This window comes from Mucilaginibacter sp. cycad4 (assembly GCF_034263275.1).
GTDB lineage: Bacteria > Bacteroidota > Bacteroidia > Sphingobacteriales > Sphingobacteriaceae > Mucilaginibacter.
Genome location: NZ_CP139559.1, coordinates 4,625,822 through 4,651,576, shown reverse-complemented (window position 1 = coordinate 4,651,576; position 25,755 = coordinate 4,625,822). Strand labels below are relative to the sequence as shown.

General features: G+C 43.4%; 21 protein-coding genes and 1 tRNA gene. 12 read left to right on the top strand and 10 right to left on the bottom strand.

Annotated features, from left to right (window positions below):
• Window positions 1-111: 111 nt before the first annotated feature.
• The 3 genes from SNE26_RS18665 to SNE26_RS18655 all read right to left on the bottom strand — a co-directional run bounded on the left by SNE26_RS18665 (window position 112) and on the right by SNE26_RS18655 (window position 2,327).
• Window positions 112-870, bottom strand: a complete 759-nt coding sequence (locus SNE26_RS18665; protein ID WP_321555423.1) for a DUF4846 domain-containing protein — start codon at window positions 868-870, stop codon at window positions 112-114.
• Window positions 867-1,592, bottom strand: coding sequence for a M23 family metallopeptidase (locus SNE26_RS18660; protein ID WP_321555422.1), 726 nt, complete (start codon window positions 1,590-1,592; stop codon window positions 867-869). Before SNE26_RS18660 ends, SNE26_RS18665 begins: the two co-directional genes overlap by 4 nt.
• 168 nt (window positions 1,593-1,760) lie before the next feature.
• A complete protein-coding gene (locus SNE26_RS18655) occupies window positions 1,761-2,327 on the bottom strand; it encodes a pentapeptide repeat-containing protein (protein WP_321555421.1) in 567 nt (188 codons plus the stop codon).
• 275 nt (window positions 2,328-2,602) lie between these two features.
• On the opposite strand from SNE26_RS18655, the gene SNE26_RS18650 reads away from it, so the two are divergent.
• Window positions 2,603-2,974 carry a hypothetical protein gene (locus SNE26_RS18650; protein ID WP_321555420.1) on the top strand — a complete coding sequence of 124 codons (372 nt, stop codon included), beginning with the start codon at window positions 2,603-2,605 and terminating at the stop codon, window positions 2,972-2,974.
• On the opposite strand, the gene SNE26_RS18645 is transcribed toward SNE26_RS18650, so the two are convergent.
• A complete protein-coding gene (locus tag SNE26_RS18645; RefSeq protein ID WP_321555419.1) occupies window positions 2,971-5,055 on the bottom strand; it encodes a beta-galactosidase in 2,085 nt (694 codons plus the stop codon). The genes SNE26_RS18650 and SNE26_RS18645 overlap by 4 nt on opposite strands.
• A gap of 183 nt (window positions 5,056-5,238) precedes the next feature.
• On the opposite strand from SNE26_RS18645, the gene SNE26_RS18640 reads away from it, so the two are divergent.
• From SNE26_RS18640 to SNE26_RS18630, 3 genes are read left to right on the top strand one after another with little or no spacing between them, the layout of a single operon-like run.
• Window positions 5,239-6,996, top strand: coding sequence for a discoidin domain-containing protein (locus SNE26_RS18640; RefSeq protein WP_321555418.1), 1,758 nt, complete (start codon window positions 5,239-5,241; stop codon window positions 6,994-6,996).
• A gap of 30 nt (window positions 6,997-7,026) precedes the next feature.
• Window positions 7,027-7,527 carry a hypothetical protein gene (locus SNE26_RS18635; protein ID WP_321555417.1) on the top strand — a complete coding sequence of 167 codons (501 nt, stop codon included), beginning with the start codon at window positions 7,027-7,029 and terminating at the stop codon, window positions 7,525-7,527.
• A 47-nt stretch (window positions 7,528-7,574) separates the two neighbouring features.
• A complete protein-coding gene (locus SNE26_RS18630; protein WP_321555416.1) occupies window positions 7,575-8,528 on the top strand; it encodes an acetyl-CoA carboxylase carboxyltransferase subunit alpha in 954 nt (317 codons plus the stop codon).
• 173 nt (window positions 8,529-8,701) lie between these two features.
• Here the strand turns inward: SNE26_RS18630 and SNE26_RS18625 are convergent, their stop codons facing one another.
• A complete protein-coding gene (locus SNE26_RS18625; RefSeq protein ID WP_321555415.1) occupies window positions 8,702-9,274 on the bottom strand; it encodes a transposase in 573 nt (190 codons plus the stop codon).
• A 294-nt stretch (window positions 9,275-9,568) separates the two neighbouring features.
• On the opposite strand from SNE26_RS18625, the gene SNE26_RS18620 reads away from it, so the two are divergent.
• Window positions 9,569-9,772, top strand: a complete 204-nt coding sequence (locus SNE26_RS18620) for a DNA-directed RNA polymerase subunit alpha C-terminal domain-containing protein (RefSeq protein WP_321555414.1) — start codon at window positions 9,569-9,571, stop codon at window positions 9,770-9,772.
• A 42-nt stretch (window positions 9,773-9,814) separates the two neighbouring features.
• On the opposite strand, the gene SNE26_RS18615 is transcribed toward SNE26_RS18620, so the two are convergent.
• From SNE26_RS18615 to SNE26_RS18595, 5 genes are all read right to left on the bottom strand, one after another.
• A complete protein-coding gene (locus SNE26_RS18615) occupies window positions 9,815-10,747 on the bottom strand; it encodes a bestrophin family ion channel (protein WP_321555413.1) in 933 nt (310 codons plus the stop codon).
• A 30-nt stretch (window positions 10,748-10,777) separates the two neighbouring features.
• A complete protein-coding gene (locus SNE26_RS18610; RefSeq protein WP_321555412.1) occupies window positions 10,778-11,269 on the bottom strand; it encodes a hypothetical protein in 492 nt (163 codons plus the stop codon).
• A gap of 214 nt (window positions 11,270-11,483) precedes the next feature.
• Window positions 11,484-12,857, bottom strand: coding sequence for a HAMP domain-containing sensor histidine kinase (locus tag SNE26_RS18605; protein WP_321555411.1), 1,374 nt, complete (start codon window positions 12,855-12,857; stop codon window positions 11,484-11,486).
• Window positions 12,854-13,537 carry a response regulator transcription factor gene (locus SNE26_RS18600; protein ID WP_321555410.1) on the bottom strand — a complete coding sequence of 228 codons (684 nt, stop codon included), beginning with the start codon at window positions 13,535-13,537 and terminating at the stop codon, window positions 12,854-12,856. The genes SNE26_RS18605 and SNE26_RS18600 overlap by 4 nt, the downstream gene beginning before the upstream one ends.
• 395 nt (window positions 13,538-13,932) lie before the next feature.
• Window positions 13,933-17,070 carry a DUF2723 domain-containing protein gene (locus SNE26_RS18595; protein WP_321555409.1) on the bottom strand — a complete coding sequence of 1,046 codons (3,138 nt, stop codon included), beginning with the start codon at window positions 17,068-17,070 and terminating at the stop codon, window positions 13,933-13,935.
• A 213-nt stretch (window positions 17,071-17,283) separates the two neighbouring features.
• Here SNE26_RS18595 and SNE26_RS18590 point away from each other — a divergent pair.
• The 7 genes from SNE26_RS18590 to SNE26_RS18560 all read left to right on the top strand — a co-directional run bounded on the left by SNE26_RS18590 (window position 17,284) and on the right by SNE26_RS18560 (window position 25,631).
• Window positions 17,284-17,354 (top strand) — tRNA-Gln (locus SNE26_RS18590).
• A gap of 154 nt (window positions 17,355-17,508) precedes the next feature.
• Window positions 17,509-18,453, top strand: a complete 945-nt coding sequence (locus SNE26_RS18585) for a ribose-phosphate pyrophosphokinase (RefSeq protein ID WP_321555408.1) — start codon at window positions 17,509-17,511, stop codon at window positions 18,451-18,453.
• A 131-nt stretch (window positions 18,454-18,584) separates the two neighbouring features.
• Window positions 18,585-19,169 (top strand): 50S ribosomal protein L25/general stress protein Ctc, encoded by a 585-nt coding sequence (locus SNE26_RS18580; RefSeq protein WP_321555407.1) that lies wholly within the window; start codon window positions 18,585-18,587, stop codon window positions 19,167-19,169.
• Window positions 19,170-19,457: 288 nt separating this feature from the next.
• On the top strand, window positions 19,458-20,018 hold the full coding sequence (gene pth, locus SNE26_RS18575; protein WP_321555406.1) for an aminoacyl-tRNA hydrolase: 561 nt from the start codon (window positions 19,458-19,460) through the stop codon (window positions 20,016-20,018).
• 104 nt (window positions 20,019-20,122) lie between these two features.
• A complete protein-coding gene (locus SNE26_RS18570; protein ID WP_321555405.1) occupies window positions 20,123-22,561 on the top strand; it encodes a TonB-dependent receptor domain-containing protein in 2,439 nt (812 codons plus the stop codon).
• A gap of 115 nt (window positions 22,562-22,676) precedes the next feature.
• A complete protein-coding gene (locus tag SNE26_RS18565; protein ID WP_321555404.1) occupies window positions 22,677-25,148 on the top strand; it encodes a TonB-dependent receptor domain-containing protein in 2,472 nt (823 codons plus the stop codon).
• Between the two features lie 132 nt (window positions 25,149-25,280).
• Entirely contained in the window at window positions 25,281-25,631 is a 351-nt protein-coding gene (locus SNE26_RS18560) for a Spx/MgsR family RNA polymerase-binding regulatory protein (protein ID WP_321555403.1), read from the top strand.
• The last annotated feature ends 124 nt before the right edge of the window (window positions 25,632-25,755 follow it).

Below are 25,755 nucleotides of genomic sequence, written 5' to 3'. Positions count from 1 at the left end.
ATCTTATACGCGATGCAAAGCGAACTACCCAGGGCGCATAAGATCCTCACCCCCGCTCTTTCCCAATCAGTTCATCGAAATGACAATTTAATATTTATTGATACCCCCAGCCTAAAACCGCTTCAAATAATTTTTACTGATCAGCTCGCCATACATGATCCCGCTGTGCTGGTCCATAGCAAACCAGGGTGTATCATATTTTAGCACCTGGATATTTTGGGCCGGCATAAAACTCTGCGCCAGTAAAAACTGCTTTTGATGAGCAGCGTTCTCCACCACATCAAGCACAATAAAACAATGTCCCGGTGAGCCTCCACGGATAAACACATCGCCTGGTTTTACGTCGTTGGAATTAGTTACCGTTTTTAACTCCTTTTGGAGGGACAGGGTTCCCGCGTAGCTGAAGACCAGGTTCATGTAATTTAGAAACGCATTGTATGAATAATCGGGTTTGGCTTTCAATACCCAGTGATCATTTTTGTAGCGATAGCCTTTTGCATAATGCGCATAGTCGCATTTAAAACCACTGGTGAAGTTGAAAGAAATTTCATTGTATTTTTTTTGCTGATAAAGGTATTCGCCGCGTAAGCGCATTACAGCATCGGCGCATTGCTGCAGGTCCTGGTTGCCTACGCTCATGTCAATAACCGCAGCGGTGTAAACATCGGTGCGGGCAATGTCGCCTTTATAAGTTTTGGTTGGCGTGCCCGCCGGTTTTAACGGTAAAGCCTGCAACCATGCCCCGAAACTACCGGGTGAAACCATTATACGCTGATAGCCTGCCGGCACTGCGAATCTTTTAATCACGTTATCCGGAGGAGCAATATTAATATTCAAAAGCAAGAGCAGGCAGGTGATCAGGATTTTCATAACGTTTTGGCTTTTTTTAGCTGTTCGTAAGGGTTATAAGGTACGGGGATGCCATCTACCAGTTTATATGCTGAAAAATGCAGGTGGGTAGGTGAACGTTTTTTATAGGCATTGTAACCTGTACGACCTACTTCAGCTATTTTTTGGCCTTGCTTAACGTAAGTACCGGGCTTTACAAAAATGGAATTGTTATGCGCATAGTAGCTGAATATCCTTGTTGCCGGATGATAGATCCAGATAAATTTGCCACCACGCATGTTGCTATTCGGTTCCCATTGATTGGTACAGGCAATAATCCAGCCATCGTCAACTGCAATAACATCAACCGGTTTTTGAGTATGGTCATCAATGCAATCCTGGTTGCGGTCGTTGATGAAAATATCGTGCGCAGGATGGGCACCATGTTTGTTGCCATCAAGGTAGGTATAACCTTTATCAAAGTAACCATTACCATGAGTACCGCCGATGGCGTTGCTATTGTATCCTTTTAAAGGGAATATCCATTGCGTTTTTGGAATGATCCGCTCGGCACGTATCATTTCCAGCATGTTAATTCGTTTTAATAGCGTTTCAAATTGCTTTTGAGCTTCCGGTTTTTTGACGCCTCCGTTTAAAACCAGGGTATTAAAATCATTGAATTTGGTAAAAGCAGAAGTATCCCCCTGGGCAATGACTCCGGAACTCATCAACAAAAAAGAAAAAAACAGGATAAGTTTTTGCATAAAGTTTGTGGTCAGTAAGTAGTTTCAAGATTTAAAACGCGTCATTGCGAGGAACGAAGCAATCCCCGATTAGCAGATCCGCTCTGTACAGTTCGCGATTGCTTCGTGCCTCGCAATGACGATTCTTAATTTTATGCTTTTGATATTAACTAATAAGTCGCCAAAATATTATCCTATCCTGATATCATATTTGGCAAGCAGGCCCGGCAAGCCATGAAGCGAAAACTTCGCTTTTTTGATGATATTATCATCCGGATCGATAATGAAATTAAAGGATGTGCTTAAGTCGGCGTTTTTAAGGATTGTACGACTAAAGAAAGCGTTTTTGAGGTTACAGTTATTAAATTTACAATCGCTCAGGTCGGCCTCGGTCAAGTCGGTTTCAATCATGGAGCAATCGGTGTAGGTAGCCTTCTTGTTCTTCTTTTTATAAAACACAGCATTGTCCAAAATACAATCCTCAAAATGTACCTCAAATAAAAAATCATTGGCCTTGCCAAAGTTTATGCCGCTTAATTTACAATGTTTAAAGCGGATGTTCTGCAGTCCGGTATTGCCTAATTCAACAAGGAGCATGTTGCAGGTATCAAATTGGCAGTCGACAAAAGTAACGCCCGTAAGGTGGGCATGGGCAAAATCACAGTTGATGAATTTACAGTTTTCATAAGTGGTGCCGTTGAGTTGTGCGGCGGTTATTTTGGTAAAAGTTTGGTCTTCGAAGAGTAGCGTTTGCATAGTGCAAATGTAAAGGTTAAAGGGAATAGGATGGTTTCCAGTTTCTTTAAATTAAAAAAAGGTGTCATTTTGAAACCCTTGGAGGGTGGGAACGAGCGAGGAAAGGCTGAGGAATCTTATACGCCCTGTATAGCCTTTTGGCAGAGTATAGGGGATTTCTCTGTCGTCCCAACGCACAAATCATCCCACGCTCCCTCGAAATGACATTTTATTAGAGACCTTCCCATCACTGGCACAGCTATTGTTTTAATCAACCTGCATCAAAACTAAACGCCATGAAAGCATTAAAAATAAAACTGGCCATCATGTTACTGGGATTAACAATGAGCGCGACTGCACCTGTGTTGGCGCAATCATCCAAAGATACTTCATCATCAACTACCAAGGCTAATGGGGCAGGTGCCGGGAATGGGTCGAGCCAGGGTGCACCGGGCGCAGCTACGGTATCAGGCACCGGAACGGGTACTTTGCAGGACAGTGACAAAGCCAGCGTGCCCAGCGGCGACGCCGGTGTAAAGCAAAGTACCGACCAAAAAGCTGTAAACCCATCGCAGATAAGCGGGTATTGGATCCTTGGGGTATTCAGCTTTATCGGTCTTATAGCACTCATTCTTCTCCGGAGAACCAGGAAGACCAATCATAATTAATTAACCTCAATGATCTTAACAGCCCATGGCTCCAGTTTTAAATCGCCGTTTTTGCTGATGTTATCGCCTGATAGCAACTCTTTTCCATTATTATAAGGATAAGTCAGACCGGTTTCTTTTGCCGAATAATTAAAATAATAATGAACCCTTTTGCCAGCCTGGTTTACACCCTGTTTGGTGATAACAGGCCATGCTATCTGCTGATCTGCTCCCCATAAGCCAACTTTTTTTACGGCATCAGCTAATAATTTATCAGTAACAGCGCTGGTTGTTAAACAGCCTATGTATGTTGCAAGGCCCCTGCCATAGGGGTTTTCGGTAATGGCTGCATACTTACCCCAAACCGGGTGATCATAATAAGCTAATACTTTTGCGGTAGTAGGGGTAATGAGCTCCATCCAGGTATTCAGTTTTTTGTCTTCGGGTTTCAGGTTCCAGTCATCGGCTTTTAATGAAACGTTGCTCGGCTCGGTGAATTGGCTATAGTAAATTCCACAGGCTTCGTCAATAATGCCTGGCTGATGGGTGGTGCGTACCTTCACATTTTCGTCGGCGAAACCGCTTTTGAAGGTATAAATGATATGCCCGCCGTTTTTAACATAAGTGTTTAAGCGCTTTAACAAACTATCCGGTGCCGCGTATAGCAGGGGAACTATCAGCAGTTTATAATCTTCAATATTTTTACTTGTCGGGTCTACAAAATCACAGCCCACGTTCATGTGATACAGGCCATCATAAAACTGGCGCAATACATCATTGTAGCCCGTGCGTGTTCCCCAGCCAAAACCGAAAGCTTTAAAGCCGGTAAGGGCTTCATTACTAAATAAGATAGCTACATCGTTTTTCTTTTTCAGGTTGATGAGTTTGGCGCTTAACCTGTCGAAATCTTTGCCGATGGTTTTGGCTTCGTCATAAACCGGGTTGGGTTCAAAATCATGACTTAACAAACCTTTCCAGTAAGTTTCGGCCGAATTATGGATGGAGTGCCATGGCCAGTAACTCACCATATTTGCACCCGATGCCAAATGACTAAAAGCCTGTAACCTCAACTGCCCGGGGTAAGGTACCCATTGCGGAAAGCCCTGGGCTTCGGTTTCGATAGTAAGATAGTTTTTGCCTCCTTTCATTGATCGGGCTACATCGCCGCCAAAGGAGATCTCTACGCCGGTAAGCTTGTCCTGGCTGGGGTGGTAAATATCTATCCCGGCAATGTCTAATGCTTTGGCCGCTGCAAAATGATCAACATCAGGCTGGATGCCGAACGAATAGCCGTGCCATTCCAGGTCGAAGTTTTGAGTAATGAACTGGTCGGGGCGTTTGTATTCGCGCACAATAGCGGCCTGCCATGCTAAATAATCAGTAACCAATTGGCGTTGAAATTTGGCAAACTCGGATGAAAGGCTGCCGTTAATCGTGTTGACCATCGACGGAAAATCGTCCCAGTTATTGATCCGGTTGCTCCAGTAATCGAGCCCGAAGATGTGGTTGATGTTATCAAGCGTTTTATATTTGGCCTTCATGTAATTCACAAACAGAGCCTGCACGTTTGGCCCTGCCGTACTGTACGATTTGGTTTCGTTATCTACCTGGTAACCTATCACGGCCTTGTTATCTTTCACGTGTTCCATGATTTTCCGGATAACACGCTCGGCATAAAAACGGTAATCTTTATTGGTGATATCCATATTTTGCCGCGGCCCGTATTGGTTTTGGCCCGATGGGGTGATAGCTAAGATCTCGGGATGTTTTTTTACCATCCAGGTAGGTACGGCATAGGTTGGCGTACCTACAATAACATGGATCCCCGCTTTTTGCATAGCGTTTAAAACCCTGTCGATATGGGTAAAATCAAAAACACCATCCTGTGGTTCCTCCGTGCTCCAGGTCGATTCGGCAATGCGTACCACGTTGATGCCGCAGGCTTTCATCATTTGCACGTCCTTTTCCAGCCTTTCATAAGGCATGTACTCATCATAATAAGCTACGCCGTAAAGCAGCTTATCCATTTTAGGATATTGCGCGAAAGCAGATGCAATAAAAAGTAATTGCATGACAAAGAACAGCAGGGATTTCTTGTTCATAAAAGCGATATTTAGGATAACTGGCTTGTGCTGATGAAAGTACGAATTAATTGTGTTTTTAACACACAATAATAAAATATTTTACGATGTGAAACAGATGTAGTAGTACACAAAACTTTTATTGCTGTTTAAAAACTGATATTAGCGCCTGTTGTAATACCATTATAACCTGTTAATCTGCTTATGAAAATAGTAACCCGCAACCTGTTGATCCTGGTATTTTTTTGTATTGTATTCAATGTAAGTGCGCAACAAAAGCGCCTCACTTATTGTAATCCGCTTAACCTTGATTACGGCTATACGCCCTTCGAAACTTTTGCAAGCTGGGGCAAACACCGCGCCACAGCCGACCCGACTATGACTTTATTTAAAGGTAAGTATTACCTGTTTTCGACAAATCAGTTTGGTTATTGGTGGAGCGATGACATGCTGAACTGGAATTTTGTATACCGCAAATTTGTTCGGCCTTACAATGAAGTAAAAGGAGATGAGCTTTGTGCGCCGGCTACCCTGGTTTTAGGCGATAGCTTATTGGTGATCGGATCGACCTATAATAAAGATTTTACCCTGTGGATGAGCACCAACCCCACTCATGACGATTGGAAAGCTGCCAAAGATTATTTTAAAGTAGGCGCCTGGGACCCGGGTATGTTTGCTGACGATGACGGCCGGGTTTATATCTACCACGGCTCCAGTAATACTTTGCCGCTTTACGGGCAGGAGATAGACAGGCATACCTTTGAGCCCATCGGCCCTAAAAAGGAAATGGTAAAGCTCAACCCCGAAGAGCACGGCTGGGAGCGTTTTGGCGAGCATAATGATAACGTATTCCTGTTACCCTTTATTGAAGGCTCATGGATGAACAAGTATAAAGGGAAGTATTACCTGCAATTTGGTGCACCGGGTACCGAGCAAAGCGGCTACGGGGATGGCGTTTTTGTGGGCGATCATCCGCTTGGCCCATTCATCTATCAAAAACATAACCCTTTCTCGTACAAACCCGGAGGCTTTGCCAAAGGGGCGGGGCATGGGGCTACCTGGGCCGATAAGTATGGCAATTACTGGCACATCAGCACCATGGGTATCTCGGTTAAAAATAACTTTGAACGACGTATTGGCTTTTGGCCTGCCGGGTTTGACAAAGATGGTGTACTGTACAGCAACACCGCCTACGGCGATTACCCGCATTATTTACCCAGGGGCCCGGAAGACCACCTGAAAAGTAATTTTACCGGCTGGATGATCCTCAACTACAATAAACCCGTAGAGGTTTCATCTACCCTCGGTGCTTATGCAGCTAACAACGCGGTTGATGAGGATATTAAAACTTACTGGAGCGCCAAAACAGCCAATAAAGGCGAATGGCTTAAAACTGATCTTGGCGAAGCAAGCATCGTAAATGCAATCCAAATAAATTACGCCGATCAGGATGCCGAATTTTTAGGTAAATCACAGGGCGTTTATCATCAGTATATTATCTATTCATCACTCAACGGCAAAACATGGCAACCGCTTATCGACAAAAGTAAAAACCGCAAAGATGTGCCGCACGATTACATCGAACTAAAAACCCCGGCCAAAGCCCGTTACATAAAAATGGTTAACCTGCATATGCCTACTGGCAAGTTTGCATTATCTGGCTTAAGGGTATTTGGTAAGGGCGCAGGTGCGGGGCCCGATACTGTTCAAAACCTGATAGTACTCAGGGGCGATAGTGAGCGCCGCAATGCCTGGCTTAAATGGAAGCCAAACGATAATGCTACAGGCTACACCATTTACTTCGGCATAGCGCCCGATAAGTTGTACAACAGCATGATGGTTTACGGCCGTAACGAATACTATTTTAACGGGATGGATAAAAGCCTGCCATATTACTTCCGGATAGAAGCATTTAATGAAAATGGTATTTCGGCAAGTACAAAAATTGTAAAGGTGGAATAGTTGTTGCCGGTTTTTATATAACTTGTGCCGATGCTGAAAACAACATACATCCTCATAATAGCCTTATTTTTATTTCAAGGTGTCCGTGCACAGTCCGACAGCACCCTGAAAAAATCGCCAATAAAAACATTGAGCGATAAACGGTTTACCCAATTAATTAGCGGTGAGTATTTGTTTGATGATATTGAACAGGTAGCCAGGCTCAACCATTATCCCATGCCGGATGCTGCACTGAAGTTTAAAAAAGAGCTGAGCCTGAGCCCGGTACAAATTACAAAGATCAGCGCCATTACTGCCGAACTGCACCGCAAAAGGGTAGAGATGGGCAATTTTATTGTTACCAATGAAACCACGCTTGATAAACTAATGAAAAAAGGCACGGATAACGGTAGTATTATTTTTTACGCTAACCGCTCGGGTTTGTATTACGGAGAGCTCAGGAATGCCATTTTGCAGGCTTGTTTAAGTACCGGCAATGCACTGGCCCCACAGCAAATCACGAAGTTGGAAACACTCACTGCTCATAATTGAAAATATCCCGTTTGATTTGCTTAATTTAGCGCCTCCAAATAAAGTGTATGAAGATTACGTTTGATTTTGAAAAACCACTGGCTGAGTTACAGCAGCAAATTGAAAAGGTGAAGCAGGTTGAAGACAAGAATAAGCTGGATATGTCTGCAACTATAGCCGAACTGGAAGGTAAGCTGGAAGACGCCAAAAAAGATATATATTCCAACCTTACAGGCTGGCAAAAAGTACAAATTTCGCGTCACCCGGAAAGGCCTTATACTTTGCAGTATATTGAGCTGATGTGCGATGATTTCATCGAGCTGCATGGCGACCGTACTGTTGGCGATGATAAAGCGATTATCGGCGGTTTTGGTACGCTGAATGGTCAAACGGTAATGTTTATCGGTCACCAGAAAGGCCGTAACACCAAAGAGCGCCAGTACCGCAACTTCGGTATGGCTAACCCCGAGGGTTACCGTAAAGCCTTAAGGCTGATGAAAATGGCTGAAAAATTTAACAAGCCTGTAGTTACCCTGATTGATACACCGGGAGCATTCCCTGGCTTAGAGGCCGAAGAGCGCGGACAAGGTGAAGCCATTGCCCGTAACCTGCTTGAAATGGCAGTGCTGAAAGTGCCGGTGATTTGTGTTATTATTGGCGAGGGTGCATCGGGCGGTGCATTGGGTATTGGCATTGGCGATAAGGTGCTGATGCTGGATAACTCCTGGTATTCGGTGATCTCGCCCGAAAACTGCTCAACCATCCTTTGGAAAACCTGGGAAAACAAAGAGCGGGCTGCCGAAGTGCTTAAACTAACTTCGACAGAAATGTTCAAGAACAAGTTGATTGACGGTGTAATTAAAGAACCACTTGGCGGTGCCCACCAGGACCCGGTTGCTATGGCAGATATCCTGAAAAAACAATTATTAAAAGACCTGAAAACCCTTAAAGAGCGCAATATCGATGAGCTTGTTGCCGAGCGTATTGATAAGTTTTGCTCAATGGGTGTGGTTAATGAATAACAAAGAGGTATCGCGATGCAATAGCTAAACCATATTAAGCGCTCGTTGCAAACGAGCGCAAGAAATAAAAGAGCTGCCTGTGAGGGGGCTCTTTTTGTTTCAACATCTACTAACATCTTGCACTCGTTTGCAACGAGTGCTTAACATGGGCTTACGTTTGTAACGTAAGCAAACTAAAATTTTACTGAGATAAAGCCCCTCTCCAATAAAATCACCTCCAATAATCCCTGCTCTCCCGCATAGTTAATTGCTGAACTATAAATATAATGTTCAGGATGGCTTACAATTTCTGCCCGTACGGGGTTATCATGAATATAATCCAGCTTTTGAAATAGTATTTCTTCCCGGTCGCACTCGATAGAATGATATCCATCTTGCCATACTTTATATTCTTGTATCCGATCGTCAAATCTTGCATTATACTGAAACCGGTATAACATCCAATCCCGGCGACTCTCATTTTCCTCTTTTATTAATTTGATGATTTGCTTGTTAGTATGTTTTTTAAAATCACGTATAATATCAGATAACCGTGCGGGGAGTTTTGCCGATATCAGCAGATGAAGATGATTGGTCATTAGGCAAAAAGCGTATACTTCTAATCCCTTGTTTTGCTGGCAATAGAGGAGTGAATCAATAATAAGTTGTTTGTAAGCAGGGCGGATAAAAATATCAACCCAATCAACTATTGTAAATGTTACAAAATGGATCTCTTCATGGTTTCTAACTCTGTATTGGTGCGACATTGTTGATAAGGGTTTAGGCTAAATTAATGATCGTGCGATACAATCGCAAAACCATGTTAAGCGCTCGTTGCAAACGAGCGCAAGAAAATAGCTACGAGATTGCTTCGTCGTTCCTCCTCGCAATGACATGGTTTTTGTTTATTCGCAGTGTTGCTTTCATCTTCCCAATAACCTTGTAGCTTCAAACAAGCGCAAGGAAGAATTAAAATTAATCCACCCTATAATAGTCGCAAATGCCCCGCACATAAAAGTTAGTTTTGATAGTAACTTTGGTCGTCCAATAAATATTTCATCATGAAGACTGAAAAATCAGAAAGCCCATTTGGCAAATTGGGCAACCCTGCTCAGCGTGCGCTGGCCAATGCGGGTATTACATCATTGCTTGAATTATCGAAACTTACCGAGAAAGAGTTTTTGCATTTGCACGGTGTGGGCAAAAGTTCGGTGCCGGTGGTGAAGGAGAAAATGAAAGAAAAAGGTTTAGGCTTTAAAGAATAAATAAGTGAATCCCTGTGCCTTCCCGCACAGGGATCTTAAAGCTTACAGTATATAATATACGTCGGCTTTAGCGGCGGCAGGTTGTACTGCTGCCTTTTCACTCTCATGTTTATCGTTAAGCATCTGCTTTAAGTCGCGTTCAATGGCTTGCGATATGGCAGTTGTTGGGGTATCTGTTGGTTTGTTTTCAAATGGGTCTTGCAGGTGGATAGCCATTTTTTCAACTAATAAAAATGCTGCTGCTATAGCTATGATCAGCGGCACTTCAAACATGCCGAAGAATTCGATGAGGCCAAATGGCAGCAGTATGATGAACAGGTACAGGCAAAAGTGGATGTATAAACTGTAAGTAACCGGGAATACTGTGTTTTTGATCCGCTCGCATTTGCCCATAGCATCGCACAGCCGGTTAAGCGTGCCGTCTATCTGCACCTGCTGATAATCATTCAACCATCCGTTTTTATAAGCCAGCTTTAGGTCGAGCCCGTGTAGTTTTAGCAGGCTGTTGGGCATGTTTGTAAAACGATGGGTGAATTTCACTTCTTCGTCAACCAGCAGGTGGGCGTTTTTGGCATATGGATCTTGCTTGCGTAATGATTGGCTTAAGCCATAGCACCATGCTATCTGCCTGTAAACAAACCTTTTTTTGAAACCTTCTATTTCTTCACATACAGCGTTATCGCCATCTAAAAAAGTGATCAACTCACGGACAAGCGATCTTGAATCGTTCACGATAGCCCCCCAAATGCTCCGGGCTTCCCACCAGCGGTCATAGGCCTGGTTTGAACGGAAGGCCAGCAACAACGATATGATGGTAGCCAGTATGGCCGGAACGGCGATTGGGATTGAAATGCGGTACTCGGGGAAAAAACGATGGAATAAGGCTATAGATACCGCGTACCCGGCAACCAGTAAAAGCCCATTCTTAATTTTCCCTACCACATATTTTACCGGGATATTTTCTTTCAATAGCATAGATTATGTTTTAAATGAATTTGATAAATATTAAACTTCCAGTAATTCGTGTTCGGTTTGGGTTTTAAGCACAGTTAAAGGCTGTTTAACTGCGGCTTTAAAGGTGATTATTTTGTACCTGCTCCGCTCCATTAGTATGGTGGGATCAAAGCTGTTTGGTGTTAACCTTTGGTAGTTGTGATTTTCGGGCATAGCTATCAGGTTGGTTTCTTTTGTTTCGAGATAGTTTTTAAACACAGCTACGGTGTTACCGTAAAAAAAGTCGGGCGTGATGCTGATGATCTGATCCGGGTAATCGGATTTAAGCATGGTACAACCTGCATAGAATTCATCGCTGATAAGCTGGTATTCCCTGCTGCGACGGGACAGCAATAACAGATCGGACATTGAATCTGACAGTTGCAGAAAATGAACGAGCGATATATTTAATTTTTCGTTCGGATAGCGCTCTGCTAAAACAGGTATAATGTTCAGAGATAATAAAGTGAAATCAGATGGGATGATGATGTTCAGTGTTTTCATGATGATACCTTTTTATGTTTACTACTGTTGTTTGTTGATACAATAGTCGGTACCAGGCATTAAAGCGGTTTAAGAAAGAGATTAGAATTTGATTAGAGTTTGCATGAAGAAGGTCATGCTGAACTTGTTTCAGCACCTCACTTGCTAAGTGGCCATGCAAGGGGTTGGGCGAGTGGGGTCCCGAAATAAATTCGGGATGACGGCGAAGAAGTTTTTAACTCTTCTCCCCACGATAAACCGGCAGCATCACCCGGATCTCGGTGCCTTGTCCCTCTTTTGAAACAATGCCGATATTGCCTTTGTGCAGCCTCACAATATTCAGCGCAAGTGGAAGCCCTACACCATGCCCTTCGTATTTGCCTGTGTTGGATGCGCGGAAAAACGGTTCGAAGATATGCTGAACATCGCCTTCGGGTATGCCTATGCCCTGATCCTTGACGCTGAAAATAATGCTGTTATTTTCAGCATACACTTTAAGCGTCACCGGCTTGTTTTCGGAATATTTACAGGCATTAAGGCCAATATTACTTATGGCCAGTTTAAGCAAGTTGATGTTACCCTGGGTTACCAAACTATCCACATCATCGGGCAGTGATGAAAAATCAATGCTGAGGTTATTTGTTGGGATGATATGATCAACAGCTTCCTTAACCATAAACGCCAGCTCATCGGCTCTGATTTGTTCCCAATTTTGTTTTTTGCCGTCGAACCCGCTTTGTGCCAGGCCCAATAAGCTGGTAATAATATCCTGCAGGCTTTGTGTGCCTGTTAGGATCTCTTTAAGGTTTTTATGCAGATCGGCCCCTGGCTGATCCAGATTTTTGAGCGAAAGTTCAGCCTCGCCTTTTATGATAGCCAGTGGGGTGCGCAGCTCGTGCGATGCATTACTGATAAAGTTGTTCTGCGTTTCAAAGGCTGTTTCCAGCCTGTCGAGCATGTTGTTGAAAGTTTGGGTAAGTTCGGCTATCTCATCTTTTCCGCTATAATCCTCCAAACGCAAATGCAGGTTGCTGGCCGTAATGGTATTTACCTTTTTAATAATGCTGCGTACCGGCTTAAAGGTATGGTATGAAAACCGGCGACCAATGAGATACACGATCAATATCGAGATCAGGAAACTGATTATCAGCACCTGCTCAAGATCATTCAGCTCACTAAGGCCCGATGGGTTGGTTGCCGAAACTACTATAATAGCATCCCCCTCCGGAAAGTGGAAGATATTGCCGGCGTAAAATACATTATCGGCTTTAAACCTTGATTTTCCGTTGGCGATGATGTTATTTATTAGTTGGCGCGGAACGCCTTTCACTGTTTTGCCTTTGGTATAAATGTCGGGTTTAATGATGTATTGCTTTTCGGCTATGAGGCGTTCCAGATATCGCTGACGTATTTCCCGGTACATGCCAAGGCTGTCGCGATCATTCAGGTGATGGATCTGGGAGGAGATGTTTACACGGGTCTCAAGTCGTTTATAAAAATCATCGAAGGTAAACTGGTGTACAAAATAAAAAATAGCGCTGCTGAATATCAATATTACCGACACTGTTAGCACCAGGAACAGCAGCGCTACTTTTTTCTGAATGGTCATGCGGCGTTGTGTTTTAAAATGTAGCCCATGCCAATAACAGTATGGATCAGCTTATTATCAAAATCTTTATCTACTTTTTTGCGCAGGTAATTAATGTATACATCCACTACGTTGGTGCCCATATTAAAATCAATATTCCAAACATGTTCCAGAATCTCGATACGGCTGAGCATATGATTTTTGTTTTTAGCCAGAAACTCCAACAGGCGATATTCGGTAGCAGTAAGCTCTATGGTTTTGTTGCCTCTTTTTACCGATTTTTCGTCGGCATTAATCACTAAATCGCCCACCTGTATAACATTTGGTGGTTGTGCCAGGTTTGTGTTGCGGCGCGCCAGCGTACGAATGCGGGCGTTAAGCTCGGCCAGGCTAAAGGGTTTTACCATGTAATCATCAGCACCGCTATCCAAACCTACTACTATATTTTCGGTAGTGCCAAGCGCGGTAAGCATTAATATGGCTGCCTGCTGGTTGGCCTGCCGCAACCTGCGGCAAATTTCAATGCCATTGATGCCTGGCAGCATAATATCCAGAATAATCAATTGAAAATCCATTTTGGTGGCCATCTCCAGCCCGGTCGTGCCATCGAGGGCAACACTTAGCTCGTGGCCTTCGGCGGTGAGGTCGCGCTGGATAATGGATACCAGTTTGGGTTCATCTTCTATGAGCAGGATCTTCATTGCGGCAAATATAAATTACACGTAGTATAAACAATAAATAACGGTGATGTTTTAATTGACTATATAACCAGGGTCCTCATTGCTTTGTACCTACTCATAACAAGTTGCAGAACCAAGACTTACGAAGTTTTGGAAACTTCGTAAGTCCTCACCCGTCGGTCACTGGTCGAAGTTTAGCGACAGCGTAACTTCGACCTAAAACGCTGGACGCATTCTGCTTCCGTGACTCAGGTTAAAATGTTTATTTCAAATAGCAATTTAGACGAGGACTCTCAAGCTAAAAGCTTGAGCAATTTTAGGACGAAGTTACGCTGTCGCTAAACTTCGACCAGATCTCGTTATAAATAAAATGCCCGCGGTGAGCGGGCATTTTATTTATATCAAAAAAGAGGAATTTATCGCTTCCCGGCCACCCCAAATTTCTTTTCAAAGCCGCTCAGCTGCGCGCTGAATTTGTTGAACAATTGCGGCTGTTTGTATTGTTTGCTAAACTCAACCAATCCGCCTAATATTTGCATTGAATATTGCAGATCACGGTTTTCGAGATTGGTTTCGCCTTTTTGAAACAGGGCATAGCTGTAATCGAGCTGGTTGTTTACATAGTCATCAACAAGATTAGCCAGCTTATTGCCCAATTGAATATCATTTAAGCGGTAAGCATTTTCTATCATGTAGTACTTACGTACCGCTATCTCTAACGAGTTGATGGTTGTTGGCATTACCTCGTCATATTTTTTAAGCACTTTACGGGCCGAATCTGGTTTGCCTGCTTTTGCCAGGTCATCGGCCAGGGTTGAGTAAAGCCTGGTGATGAGTGGGTAAAACATCGTCATTGACTCATGATCAAGATAGCTGGCGTTTTTCATGTTGCCCCACCGGTACCTGGTCATCATGTTGTCGTACATTTTACCGGTGTTGCTGGCTTCAAGCGGCCCAACGGCTGTATCCGGTTTTAAGGGCAGCAGGCGATAAGCAAAACCTTCGTTGTACATGTATTTATCTAAACCAATCATGTTGCTGTTAGGCACAGTAACCGAAAAATAAATCGGGCGTTTCCAGTTGTTATGGCTGAGGATATCCATCATCGCCAGCACATCCTTGGTAACGTAACGACCGTTAAATGTCCAGTCCATTTCCGGGGCTATTTTATCTTTATCGGCAGTTGGTACAGTGCCGGTTTTAATTACTTCATCAGCATTAACCGTAAGTTTGAATTTATTGGTTGGCAGGTAATTGGCAACGTCGCCGTTGTTATACTCAACCATGGCTTCTTTTTTATCAGAGGTGATGAAATCGAAAACATCTTTCAGTTCGGTAGCCCCCGGGATTTTCTGATCGCTAAAGTAGATCACATCGCGCACGCCCGGTTTAAATTTATCATTAGGCATACTGATCGGCAATGGCTCCGATTCGTTCATCTTGTTTTTCATACCGCGGATATACCAATCGGTACCCAGCAGGCTCAGGTTTACGATACGCACATCGGGGCGCACGTTTTCAACTTCCTGTATGTACCAAAGCGGGTAAGTATCATTATCGCCATAAGTAAATAAAATGGCATTTGGCGCGCACGAGTTCAGGTAGTTATAAGCCATATCATGCGGGGTAAGCTTGGTTGAACGGTCATGATCGTCCCACTCCTGGTTAGCCATCAATAATGGAGCGGCTAACAAGCAAACTACTGTAGAGATAATGGCGCTAACTTTTGCATTCAGTTTTTTGCTTAACACATCGGCAATGCCTATCACGCCCAAACCAATCCATATGGCAAAGGCATAAAAGGAGCCAGCGTAAGCATAATCACGCTCACGCGGCTGCAGCGGGTCCTGGTTAAGATAAAGTACGATGGCTAAACCTGTACAAACAAACAGGATGGCGACAACACCGGCTTCGCGCTGGTTGCGCGCAAAGTGAAACACCGCACCAAATAAGCCTATGATAAGCGGTAAAAAGAACAGGCGGTTATAGCTTTTGCTTTGGGTAACCGAATAGGGCAGGGGTTTGCTGAAATTCCATCCGCTGATCCATTCGCCATCGGCGCCTGAATTTAAGCTTTGGCCGTCGAGATCATTGGCACGGCCCGCAAAGTTCCACAGGAAATAGCGGGTATACATTTGATTGATCTGCCATTTGGCAAAAAAACTAATGTTTGAGCCAAAGGTGGGGTGTTCGTTTTCGCCGAGGCCTGTCCATTCGCGGTAAAACTCCGGGTGACCGGGCTTATCGCTAAACATCCGCGGGAATATGGTATTGCGGTCGTAAACGGTATTCAGTTTTTTACCGGCAACTTCGTATTTGGTTGCCCCGCGACGGTAAATATTAGCACCTTCGGTTTGTGCCGTAGCTTCCGAATCGAAAAACTGGCCGTATAATAAAGGGGTATCACCGTATTGGTCGCGGTTAAGGTAGCTATTCAGCGCGAATGCATTTTCCGGATCGCTGTTGTTAAGGTTAGGGTTAGCTTTTGCACGGACAACAATCATCACAAACGAGCTGTAACCAAACAATATGAACAGCAGGCAGATCAGGAAGCTGTTGAGTGCGAAGCGTTTTTCGCGGATCTTTATTACATACTCCAGCAGCGCTAAAACAGCTACAGCCACTATCAGGCCAATAATACCGCCGCTTATGCCTAATATCAAAACAAAGCATGAGGCCGCTAAAATTATGGCCGGTTTAACCGGGTTAATGGTATAGTAAATGCCTGCAACAATGGTAATAATGAGCAGAACAAAAAATACAACCGCCCCGCTGCCAAAACCCATACCCAGGGTATTTACAAAAAGCAGGTCGGAAAAAGCCGCGCCTTTTACAGTATATTGTATAACGCCCCAAAGCACAAATGCCAGTGCAACAACGCTTGCCAAAAAGGTAAGCAGCGTGCCTTTTGTAGTAACATTTTTTACCCTGCGGAAATAGATCACCAGGCCGATGGCCGGGATCACCAGCAGGTTTAATAAGTGGATCCCTATAGAAAGCCCCATTACATAGGCAATAAAAACTATCCACCTGTCGGCATGAGGCTCGTCGGCATGAGCGTCCCACTTTAATATTGCCCAAAATACTATGGCGGTACAAAGTGATGATTGTGCGTAAACTTCCGATTCAACTGCCGAAAACCAGAAGGTATCCGACCATGCATAGGCTAATGCGCCTACAAGGCCCGAGCCTATGATCAGGATGAGATTAGTAATGTTGAGTTGTTCCTGCGTTTTAACCAGTAGTTTTTTGGCGAGGGCTGTAATGGTCCAAAACAGGAACATAATGGTAGCGCCGCTGGCCAGTGCCGATGCCATGTTGGCCCAATAGGCTACTTTGGTTCTATCGCCCATGGATAGCAGGGTAAATACCTTGCCTATAATGGTAAATAAAGGAGCACCGGGCTGGTGGGCTACCTGCAGCCGGTAAATACAGGCTATAAATTCGCCGCAGTCCCAAAAGCTTGATGATGGCTCAAGGGTTAAAATGTAAGTTACCGTAGCAATGATAAAGGCTACCCAGCCAAATATATTGTTGAGTTTTTTGTAATTCATGTTCGGATGCTATCTAAAAAACAGGTGTAAAGCAGCCGAAAATAATAAAACTATTGGGATGTTGCCATTAAAACCGTGGTTTTAACGCGTAATTGCAATGTATTTGGTTGTGTTTAAGCGATTAATGAATTATTTTAAAATTCTGTTTTGAGAGTTGAAAATTCGTCTTATATTTGCATTCCTTTTCGGGGAGTAATACAAACCAAAGGAGATTGCCTGATAGTATAATGGTAGTACGACGGTTTTTGGTACCGTTTGTCTAGGTTCGAATCCTGGTCGGGCAACAATAGAAATTTCGGATTTCGGATTTTCAATTTCGGATTTTATCTGGTTGAGAATTGAAATCCGAATTGTGTTTTATAACGGTTGTATTTGTAAAAGTTCAACGGTAGAGGACAGGTAAAATCCGAAATCGAACATCCCAAATCCAAAATCAAAATGCCCTTACAATTTAACCCGGTTAAATTATTTGCAGGATCAGGCTCGCAGGATCTTGCGCATCTTATAGCTGATGCTTACGGTCGTGAGTTAGGTGAAGTTGTGATATCGCGTTTTAGCGATGGTGAATACCAGCCGCATTTTAATGAATCTGTACGGGGATCTGATGTTTTCCTGATCCAGTCAACCCACCAGCCTACCGATAATTTAATGGAATTACTGATGATGATTGATGCCGCCCGCCGTGCTTCTGCTCATTATGTAAATGCCGTTATCCCTTATTTTGGTCTGGCCCGGCAAGACAGGAAAGATAAGCCTCGTGTTGCCATTGGTGCAAAGCTTGTGGCCAACTTGTTGGTTGCAGCCGGCATTAACCGAATCATGACTATGGATTTGCACGCAGCGCAGATCCAGGGATTTTTTGATGTTCCGGTTGATCACCTGGATGCCTCTATCATTTTTGTGCCTTACATTAAAAGCCTTGGTTTAGGTCACCTTACTATTGCGTCGCCGGACATGGGCGGTTCATACAGGGCCAGGAGTTTTGCCAAATTCTTTAATGCCGAAGTGGTAATTTGCGATAAGCGCCGTAAACGTGCCAACGAAATTGAAGCCATGACACTGATAGGCGATGTTACCGATCAGGACATTGTACTGATTGATGACATTTGCGATACCGCGGGTACATTGGCAAAAGCCGCCGGATTGATCATGGAGCGTGGTGCACGCAGCGTACGCGCAGTTTGTACACACCCGGTATTATCGGGTAAGGCCTATGAAACTATAGAAAACTCGGCTTTAACCGAACTGATAGTTACCGATACGATACCGCTTAAACAACAAAGCCCGAAAATTAAGGTGCTTTCAACCGCCGAACTGTTTGCAAAAGCCATAAGCAATGTAAACGAGCATGGTTCGATAAGTACTTTGTTTAAGGTGGATTAAGCCCCTCCTAAATCCTCCCCGGTTGGGAGGACCTGGAAAGGTTTGAAGTAGAATTAAAATATCCTTACAAAAGCCCCTCTCTTCCGGAGAGGGGTTGGGGTGAGGCTTAAATAATAAACAAATAAAAATAAATGAAATCAATTGCTATTAGCGGTTCTCTAAGAGAGAACGTAGGGAAAAGAGACGCGAAAGAGCTGCGTTACAATGGCTTAGTGCCTGCAGTTCTTTATGGTGGTGCTACACAAACCCACTTTGCAGTGTCCGCAGCTGATTTGAGAGCCGTAGTTTACACTCCGGTTGTTCATTTCATCGATCTGGAAATTGCCGGTGTTAAATCACAAGCGATCATCCAGGACATCCAGTTCCACCCACTAACTGAAAAAATCACTCACGTTGACTTTTTATTGTTAGATGAGAAAAAACCTATCACCATCGAGATCCCAGTTAAATTAACCGGCACTTCTCCTGGTGTTAAAGTAGGTGGTAAACTGGTTCAGAAATTAAGGAAACTGCGTATCAAAGCGCTTCCTAAAGATCATCTTGATGCTATTGAAGTAAGCATCGAATCTCTTGAAGTTGGTAAATCAGTAAAAGTATCTGATATTAAATTAGATAACTTAGTGATCACCAATGCTAAAGAAGACACTATTGTTTCTGTAACCACCTCACGTGCATTACGTCAGGCAGAACAGGAAGCAGCTTCAGGCAAAAAATAAGCCCCCAGCCCCCTAAAGGGGGAGTAAGAGGTAAAAAGGAAAACAGCGGTAGAGTAATTTCTATCGCTGTTTTTGTTTAAGCAATAAATAATATCTTCGCATAAAATTTTAATAATCATTCGGAAGTTATCTGAAATAAAAATAAAAACGTCATTGCGAGGTACGAAGCAATCCCAAACTATACAGGGCGGATCTGCAAATCGGGGATTGCTTCGTACCTCGCAATGACGCTGGTTTTATTTGTTTTTGGATAGCTTTTCAGTGTCCCCTTTAGAGGGTAGAGGGCTTATGAAATATTTAATAGTAGGTTTAGGAAATATCGGTCCGGAGTATGCTGATACCCGGCATAATATCGGTTTTATGGTGTTGGATGAATTGGCTAAACAGGAGGGGGCAAGGTTTCAAAACTCGCGTTTGGCTTACTATACCGAGGTATCGCACAAAGGCCGCACCCTGTGCCTTGTTAAACCAACTACCTACATGAACCTGAGCGGCAAAGCCCTTAACCATTGGATGAAGGACTTGAAGATCCCTATTGAAAATGTATTGGTTATTGTAGATGACATCGCCCTGCCACTGGGTACCCTTCGCCTTAAACCGAAAGGCAGCGCCGCAGGCCATAACGGGCTTAAACATATCGAAGCTACCCTCGGCCATAATAACTACGCCCGTTTGCGTTTTGGCGTAAGCGATAACTACCCTAAAGGCAGGCAGGTTGATTATGTGCTGAGCGGTTTTGATGAAGATGAGAAACCCGAACTCCCGGCATTGATAGACCGATCGATAGAGATGATCAAAAGTTTTGCCACCATAGGTACCGAACTTACCATGACGCGCTATAATAAGTAACATGGCTGTTACAAACTAATAAATTAGTTAAAATTTCGTTTGAATTTCAATTCGTGTTGTAACACACGGGTGTGTACTTACGTCTTGTAAACCTAAATAACCTTATGAAACAAATCCTGTTAACGGTACTTTGCTGTTACTTTTCTACGCTCTTATTTGCTCAAACAAAAACTACCGCCGCGCCAGCTGTACCCAATATTATTGTAAAAGGTAGCATCATTGATTCTGCTAATAACAAGCCAATGGGGTATGTTACTGTCGCGCTGCAGGATGCCGCCACCAAAGCCCCGGTAAAAAGCACGCTGGCTAAAGATGACGGCAGTTTTGAACTCAAAGCGCCCGAAGGGAAAACTTACCAGTTGGTAGCTGTTTTTATTGGCTATACTACTAAAACTCTCCCCGTAAAACTTACAAACAATACATTTAATGCAGGCCGGGTCCTGCTCTCTGCATCGAGCAAGCAATTAAAAGAAGTTACCGTGACTGCGGTGAGGCCGGTGATGAAACAGGAGGTTGACCGCCTGAGCTATGATGTGCAAGCCGACCCGGAAAGCAAATCAATTACTGCTTTGGATATGATCCGTAAAGTGCCCTTGTTATCGGTTGACGGAAGCGATAATATCAAGTTGAGAGGCAATGATAATTATAAGATCCTGATCAACGGAAAAGAGTCGGCCATGATGGCTAAGAACCCATCGGATGTGTTGAAATCTATGCCGGCTGCCAATATCGAAAAGATAGAAGTGATCACGACGCCGCCTGCAAAATATGATGCAGAAGGTTTAGCAGGGATCATCAATATCATCACCAAAAAGAATGCAGACCAGGGCTATAACGTAAGTCTCAACACCGGCTACAACAATGTTTTTGGCGAACGTGGGAATGTGAACGTAACCGTAAAGCAGGGTAAATTTGGTTTCGCGGGGTATGCAGGCTATAATCACAGGCCGGTACAAACTTCATCGTTTGAAAACATCACCAATTTTTATCATCCTAAATCATCACTTAACCAAACCGGTACAAGAGGCAATGGAGCCAACAATGTATATGCCAGCGGCGAGCTGAGCTATGAAGTAGATACGCTTAACCTCATTACAGGGATGTATGATTTTTATAATGGGAAAGGTAAGCAACAAAATAACCAGGTTACCAATATTGTCGATAGTGCTGATGCTGTTACCCAGTTTTATCGCTTATTTAATTCGGGCAATAGTACATTTCATGGTGCAGACGCCGGCTTGAACTACCAGCTGGGATTTAAAAATCATAAAGATCAGTTATTAACGGTATCATATAAGTACAACAATAACAATAACGATCAAAACAACAATGCTACATCAGGCGCCGATAAAATTGGTGTCCCGCCCCCGGCAGATTATAAGCAGTACAATAAATCCGGTTCAAAACAGCACGCCTTTCAGTTAGATTATATCCAGCCGGCAAAGGTATTGACACTTGAGGCCGGCGGTAAAGTTATTTTGAGGAACAACTTTAGTAATTTCCATACCGATACTTTAACACAGCCAGGTGTTTACCAAACTAATGACAGCCAAACCAACGATTTTACTTACAAGCAGGACGTTTACAGTTTGTATAACTCTTATTCGATAAAGCTTGCCAAATGGGCCTTTAAAGGAGGTCTGCGTTTAGAACATACTACCGTTAACGCCGATTTTTCGACCACAAACAGCACTGTTCACCAGGATTATAATAACCTCATTCCCTCGGTATCTATTCAAAAAAGCTTAAAAAGCAGCAGCCTTACGCTGGGCTTTACGCAGCGTATCCAACGCCCGGGCATCTACCAGTTAAACCCTTTTACTGATCGTACAAACCCGCAATATGTCAATATGGGTAATCCTAATTTGAAGGCGGCAGTTACTAATAATTTTGAGCTGGGATACAGCAACTTTGCCAAAGGTTCTATTAACCTGAGCACCAATTATTCGTTTGCCAATAATACGGTACAAAACCTGGCGCGGGTTGATTCGGCCGGAGTGACTACCAACACTTATGATAACGTGGGTTCCAATAAAAACTGGGGTTTTGACGCAAATATCAATTATCCTATAACCTCCAAACTGAACGTAAACATTAATGCCGAATTGTTATTTGTTTGGCTTAAGGGATATTATAACGGTTCGCTTTATAAAAACAGCGGTAACCAGGGTCACATTTTTACTTATACCAGCTACAAGTTTGATGGCGGCTATCGTGCAGGACTTAACATTGGTTATGATAGCCGTTATGTGTTGCTGCAGGGAAAGGATAATTATTATTTCTTCAGTTCAATCAGCGGCACCAAAACCATGTTTAAAGAAAAGGCCACACTATCAGTAAATGTTAATAATCCATTTAAAAAATTCAACAAACTCGATTTCTATACCAAAACGCCCGACTTTGATACTTACACCGCTAACAACAACTTTTATCGCACCATTAACGTGAGCCTGAGCTACAAATTTGGCAGGCTTAACAGTAGCATAAAGAAAAATCAACGTGGTATTAATAATGATGATACCAGCAGCGGAAGCCGCAATTAATAACCTGAGTAACTAATCCGTTACCCGGCCGTGGCAAACGTTAAAAAGTGTTAAACGCATACTTTTTGCTGTCACACCCGGGTATCTTAAACGTCTTATGACCAAAATCGCAATTATGAAACAATTTTTACTAACAGTGCTCTGCTGTTTTGTCACGGGCATGGCCATGGCCCAGGCTGCTGCACCGGTTGCTGTTGAAAATATAACAGTTAAAGGTACTGTGATCGATTCTGCAACCAACAAGCCATTGGGGTATGGCACAGTAGCGCTGCAGGATGCCGCAACCAAAACCCCGGTGAAGAGTACCCTTGCTAAAGACGATGGTAGCTTTGAGCTAAAAGCCCCCGAAGGCAAAACCTATCAATTGGTAGTAGCTTCTGTGGGATATGCAACCAAAGTGCTCCCTGTAAAAATAAATGGTAAAGCGTTTGACGCAGGGCGGATCCTGGTAGCAGCATCAAGCAAACAATTGAACGAAGTAACCATTACCGCCGTAAAGCCCGTAATGAAGCAGGAGGTTGACCGCCTCAGTTACGACGTTACCGCCGACCCGGAAAGCAAGGCGGTATCGGCATTGGATATGATGCGCAAGGTGCCGCTTTTAGCTGTCGACGGTGACGATAACATCAAGTTAAAAGGCAGCGGTAAATACAAGATCCTGATCAACGGAAAAGAATCGGCGCTGATGGCTAAAAACCCGTCGGACGTGCTAAAGGCTATGCCGGCCACCAATATCGAAAAAATTGAGGTGATCACCACACCGCCGGCAAAGTATGACGCGGAGGGTTTGGCAGGTATCATCAATATCATCACTAAAAAGAACGCCGACCAGGGCTATAACGGCAGCGTCAATTTGCGTTATAACAGCGTTTGGGGGCCTGGCTATAACCTCAACATGACTGCCAAGCAAGGGAAGTTTGGGGTTTCCGGCTATGCAGGTTTTGGCACCCAAAGGCGTAATACCAATACCTCAACCACAAAACAAACTTTCTTTAATCCCGAATCGGAGATATTGCAAACCGGAAGTAACTCATTTGGCGGTAAGTATCGCTACGCCAATGCCGAACTAAGCTATGAGATAGATACTTTGAACCTGCTCACCGGTTCATTTGAATTTTTTCACGGCGAGTTTGATCAGGACGGGTCACAACGTTCGGCCCAGACAAATGCCGCCGGTACGCTTACCCAGGGCTATAACCTGTTAAGCAATAGCTATAATCACGATCAGGGACTTGATGCATCCATCAACTATCAGTTAGGGTTTAAAGGGCATAAGGATGAGTTGCTTACGTTATCGTATAAATACAGCTACGGACCGAGCAAGAATTTTACCGATAACCAGTTTTCGGACAGGGTTAATTATTACAATGCCCTTCAGCCCGATTTCAGGCAGTATAATAATGCCGGTAACCGCGAACATACCTTCCAGTTAGATTATGCTTATCCCTTAAAAAAAATCAGTATAGAGGCTGGTGGTAAAGTGATCCTGCGTAACAATTTCAGCGATTACAGGCGTGAGGACAAAGATTCAACCAGTTCGGTGTATAATGTAAACACAACTCAAACAGGCGCATTTGATTATCACCAGGATGTGTACAGCGCTTATAACTCGTACCAGTTAAAGTTTGATAAATGGACAGGGAAGGCGGGCTTACGTTTGGAACATACGCAGGTAAATGCCGTGTTTACAGGTACGCCGCTTGATAAAAACTATAATAATTTTATCCCATCGGTGTCTGTTCAGCGCTCAATGAAAAGCAGCAGTATTAGTTTGGGCTTCACCCAGCGCATCCAGAGACCGGGCATTTACCAGCTGAACCCTTTTATCGATAAATCGAACCCTAAATTCATCAGTACCGGTAACCCCGATCTGAAACCTGAATTGAACAATACCTTTGAACTGAACTATAGCAATTTTTCAAAAGGATCTGTTAATGTTGGTTTAAGCTATGCGTTCTCTAACAATGCTATCCAAAATGTAACCAGCTTAGTTCAAAACAATATGGGCGATCATATTGATACAGTTACCTTTACAACTTATCAAAATTTGGGCAGTAACCGGTCGCTGGGGTTAAACCTTAATACCAATTATTCTATCACTAAAAAGTTTACTGTTAATATCAACGGGCAAATTTCGCACGTATGGTTAAAAGGCACTTATAATGGCCAGTTTTATAAAAACGATGGTTACACCGGAAATGCTTTCGCCAATATTGGTTATAAGTTTGATGGTGGCTATCGTATTGGCCTCGATGCCGGTTTCTTCAGCGGTGATGTTACTTTACAGGGTAAATCGAGCAATTTTATTTATAACTCCTATGTGGTTTCGAAAGAACTCCTGAATAAGAAAATGACTATATCATTAGTAGCCAACAATCCGTACAGCAAGTACCGTACTTTCCGGTCGACCACCCACACGGTTGATTTTGACCAGGAATCGTTATATCATAACCGCTACAGGCATTTCGCTATCAGACTGAATTATAAATTCGGTAAACTGAGCAGCGATATTAAAAAGAACCAACGCGGTATTAACAATGATGATACCAAAAGCGGCGGCAAAAGCAATGGCGGTGGCAATGGTTAATTGCTGATGGATATTTGTTTAGGAGGGGCGCGTAATTGCGCCTTTTTTTGTTTTGTATCGCCTCTTTGTAAAAGAACAACGGACTTGCAATAGTGTATGCTCTGGATATATCCAAAACCGTAAATTTACCCCATGAAAGTTTACGGAATAACCAATTGCAATACAGTAAAAAAAGCCCTCGACTGGCTTAAAGAAAATAAAGTAGCTTATGATTTCCAGGATTTTAAAAAGCTGGGCGTAAGTACCGAAAAGCTGCAGGAATGGGATACTAAAGCAGGCTATGAAAAGTTCCTGAACAAACAAGGCCTCACCTGGAAGCAACTTGACCCCATAGTTAAAGAAAGCATCAAAACCAATACTGATGCACTGCAATTATTACAGCAAAAAACCAGCATGATTAAACGCCCGGTTATTGAGGATAATGGTTTCCTTTTTTTCGGCTTTGATGAAAAGATTTATGCCGATCATTTTTTGGGGAAGTAGGGATGTCTCTGGGGATATTCTAAGATCCATTTCATATTAATGATGCAATGAAATGGATCTTAGGAATGGTTTAGTACAATACTAAGCCATTTTAACTTCGATATTAACGAGGCTGTATTGCTTA

Excerpts from the sequence above, each read along its gene's own strand:
- SNE26_RS18665 (WP_321555423.1), bottom strand. The coding sequence starts at position 870 with ATGAAAATCCTGATCACCTGCCTGCTCTTGCTTTTGAATATTAATATT.
- SNE26_RS18660 (WP_321555422.1), bottom strand. The coding sequence starts at position 1,592 with ATGCAAAAACTTATCCTGTTTTTTTCTTTTTTGTTGATGAGTTCCGGA.
- SNE26_RS18655 (WP_321555421.1), bottom strand. The coding sequence starts at position 2,327 with ATGCAAACGCTACTCTTCGAAGACCAAACTTTTACCAAAATAACCGCC.
- SNE26_RS18650 (WP_321555420.1), top strand. The coding sequence starts at position 2,603 with ATGAAAGCATTAAAAATAAAACTGGCCATCATGTTACTGGGATTAACA.
- SNE26_RS18645 (WP_321555419.1), bottom strand. The coding sequence starts at position 5,055 with ATGAACAAGAAATCCCTGCTGTTCTTTGTCATGCAATTACTTTTTATT.
- SNE26_RS18640 (WP_321555418.1), top strand. The coding sequence starts at position 5,239 with ATGAAAATAGTAACCCGCAACCTGTTGATCCTGGTATTTTTTTGTATT.
- SNE26_RS18635 (WP_321555417.1), top strand. The coding sequence starts at position 7,027 with ATGCTGAAAACAACATACATCCTCATAATAGCCTTATTTTTATTTCAA.
- SNE26_RS18630 (WP_321555416.1), top strand. The coding sequence starts at position 7,575 with ATGAAGATTACGTTTGATTTTGAAAAACCACTGGCTGAGTTACAGCAG.
- SNE26_RS18625 (WP_321555415.1), bottom strand. The coding sequence starts at position 9,274 with ATGTCGCACCAATACAGAGTTAGAAACCATGAAGAGATCCATTTTGTA.
- SNE26_RS18620 (WP_321555414.1), top strand. The coding sequence starts at position 9,569 with ATGAAGACTGAAAAATCAGAAAGCCCATTTGGCAAATTGGGCAACCCT.
- SNE26_RS18615 (WP_321555413.1), bottom strand. The coding sequence starts at position 10,747 with ATGCTATTGAAAGAAAATATCCCGGTAAAATATGTGGTAGGGAAAATT.
- SNE26_RS18610 (WP_321555412.1), bottom strand. The coding sequence starts at position 11,269 with ATGAAAACACTGAACATCATCATCCCATCTGATTTCACTTTATTATCT.
- SNE26_RS18605 (WP_321555411.1), bottom strand. The coding sequence starts at position 12,857 with ATGACCATTCAGAAAAAAGTAGCGCTGCTGTTCCTGGTGCTAACAGTG.
- SNE26_RS18600 (WP_321555410.1), bottom strand. The coding sequence starts at position 13,537 with ATGAAGATCCTGCTCATAGAAGATGAACCCAAACTGGTATCCATTATC.
- SNE26_RS18595 (WP_321555409.1), bottom strand. The coding sequence starts at position 17,070 with ATGAATTACAAAAAACTCAACAATATATTTGGCTGGGTAGCCTTTATC.
- SNE26_RS18585 (WP_321555408.1), top strand. The coding sequence starts at position 17,509 with ATGCCCTTACAATTTAACCCGGTTAAATTATTTGCAGGATCAGGCTCG.
- SNE26_RS18580 (WP_321555407.1), top strand. The coding sequence starts at position 18,585 with ATGAAATCAATTGCTATTAGCGGTTCTCTAAGAGAGAACGTAGGGAAA.
- pth (WP_321555406.1), top strand. The coding sequence starts at position 19,458 with ATGAAATATTTAATAGTAGGTTTAGGAAATATCGGTCCGGAGTATGCT.
- SNE26_RS18570 (WP_321555405.1), top strand. The coding sequence starts at position 20,123 with ATGAAACAAATCCTGTTAACGGTACTTTGCTGTTACTTTTCTACGCTC.
- SNE26_RS18565 (WP_321555404.1), top strand. The coding sequence starts at position 22,677 with ATGAAACAATTTTTACTAACAGTGCTCTGCTGTTTTGTCACGGGCATG.
- SNE26_RS18560 (WP_321555403.1), top strand. The coding sequence starts at position 25,281 with ATGAAAGTTTACGGAATAACCAATTGCAATACAGTAAAAAAAGCCCTC.